This window comes from Mesorhizobium sp. M7D.F.Ca.US.004.03.1.1 (assembly GCF_003998635.1).
Classification (GTDB): Bacteria; Pseudomonadota; Alphaproteobacteria; order Rhizobiales; family Rhizobiaceae; genus Mesorhizobium; species Mesorhizobium loti.
In genome coordinates this window covers 1-1,619 of sequence record NZ_RZQG01001167.1, presented here as the reverse complement: position 1 = coordinate 1,619, position 1,619 = coordinate 1, and the positions used below count along the sequence as shown (strand labels likewise).

2 protein-coding genes are annotated in these 1,619 nt (G+C 63.7%); both read right to left on the bottom strand.

Annotated elements, in window-relative coordinates; all coding sequences use genetic code 11:
- Positions 1-95: 95 nt before the first annotated feature.
- Positions 96-1,208 (bottom strand): PLP-dependent cysteine synthase family protein, encoded by a 1,113-nt coding sequence (locus EN935_RS35160; protein WP_127374179.1) that lies wholly within the window; start codon positions 1,206-1,208, stop codon positions 96-98.
- A gap of 16 nt (positions 1,209-1,224) precedes the next feature.
- Positions 1,225-1,506 (bottom strand): transcriptional regulator, encoded by a 282-nt coding sequence (locus tag EN935_RS35155; RefSeq protein ID WP_013531420.1) that lies wholly within the window; start codon positions 1,504-1,506, stop codon positions 1,225-1,227.
- Positions 1,507-1,619 lie beyond the last annotated feature (113 nt).

The window sequence follows — 1,619 nt, the reverse complement described above, 5'->3', positions numbered from 1 at the left end:
GGACACGGCCGCTCCGTCTGTTGAGTGATGAAGAGCGCTTCTTATCAGAACACTTGCCTCGAGCAAGCCGGAGCCGGCAAGCTGACGCCGAAAGGTCAGCCCCAGCTTTCCTCGAACTGCAGCGCCAGCCTTTCGCCGACCAGAAAGGCCTCGATTGCTGCTTCGAAAGGTGAGGGGTCGAGGCCGTTCGCGCCCAGCCAGTCGTCGGAATAGTAGGTGTTGGCATAGCGGTCGCCTGAATCGCAGATCAGCGTCACCAGCGAGCCGGCTTTGCCTTCCTCAACCATGCGCGCCGCCAGAAAGCACATGGCGACGAAGTTGGTGCCGGTCGACCCGCCGACACGGCGGCCGAGTTGGCGCGACAGCACCCGCATCGCCGCCAGCGACACCGCGTCCGGCACCCGCAGCATGTGATCGATGACGCCGGGCACGAAGGATGGTTCGACGCGCGGCCGGCCGATGCCCTCGATGCGCGACGGCTGCTCGCAGCGACAGTCACGGTCATGCGTGGCAAAGCTGTCGAAGAAGGCCGAACGCTCGACGTCGGCGACCGAAAGCTGCGTTGCATGCCGCTTGTAGCGCAGATAGCGGCCGATCGTGGCGGTGGTACCGCCGGTGCCGGCGCTCATGACGATCCAGGTCGGGATCGGATGCTGCTCCTCGCGCATCTGCCCGAAGATGGAATCGGCGATATTGTTGTTGCCGCGCCAGTCGGTGGCGCGCTCGGCATGGGTGAACTGGTCCATGAAATGACCGTCGAGCCGCGCCGCGAGCTCAGCCGACTCGGCATAGATGCGCCGGCCGTCGTCGATGAAATGGCACTTGCCGCCATAGTGCTCGATCGCGGTGATCTTTTCGCGCGAGGTCGATCGCGGCATCACGGCGTAGAACGGCACGCCGATCATGCGGGCGAAATAGGCTTCCGACACCGCCGTCGAGCCCGACGAGGCTTCGATCACCGGCGAGCCTTCACGGATGAGGCCGTTGCACAGCGCATGGAGAAACAGCGAACGCGCCAGCCGATGCTTTAGACTGCCGGTGGGATGGGTGGATTCGTCCTTGAGATAGAAGTCGATGCCAGCCAGCGCCGGCAGATCGAGCTTCCACAGATGCGTATCGGCCGAGCGGTGCTGGTCGGCTTCGATCGCGGCGACCGCCCGGTCGGCCCAGTCCCGGGATGCAGGTCCAACAGCTTTTGATCCTGCCATGATCGGCGCCCTGGTTTCAGATCGGCACGTCGAAGGTGACGATCGACACTTCACCTTCGAGCGCGCCCTGGAAGGCGGAGATATGCGGCTCTTCGTCGGGTATGCCGTCCATGTCGCCGATCTGGTCGAGTTCGGCCTCGGCGTAACCTTCCGCGGCAAGCGATTCGAGTGCCCGGCGCACTGCCGAATCGTCGTCGGGCGCGACCAGCATCACATGCACGCCTTCCGGTTTGCCGCCCTTTTTCTTCCACACCCGACCGGTGATGATGGTGACCGGGCGCTCTTCATTGTCGTTCACGGGTCGATTCCTCTTGGCAATGTGTGGGCGGGCGAGGGGATTTTGACTGCTCATGCGGCCTTTTCGCATGAAGAGGGGCCGCGCAACAGCGCAAACCTGGTCACTTTCTTCCT

Bases quoted from the DNA above. Each gene is read 5' to 3' on its own strand.
- EN935_RS35160 (WP_127374179.1), bottom strand. From the start codon at position 1,208: ATGGCAGGATCAAAAGCTGTTGGACCTGCATCCCGGGACTGGGCCGAC.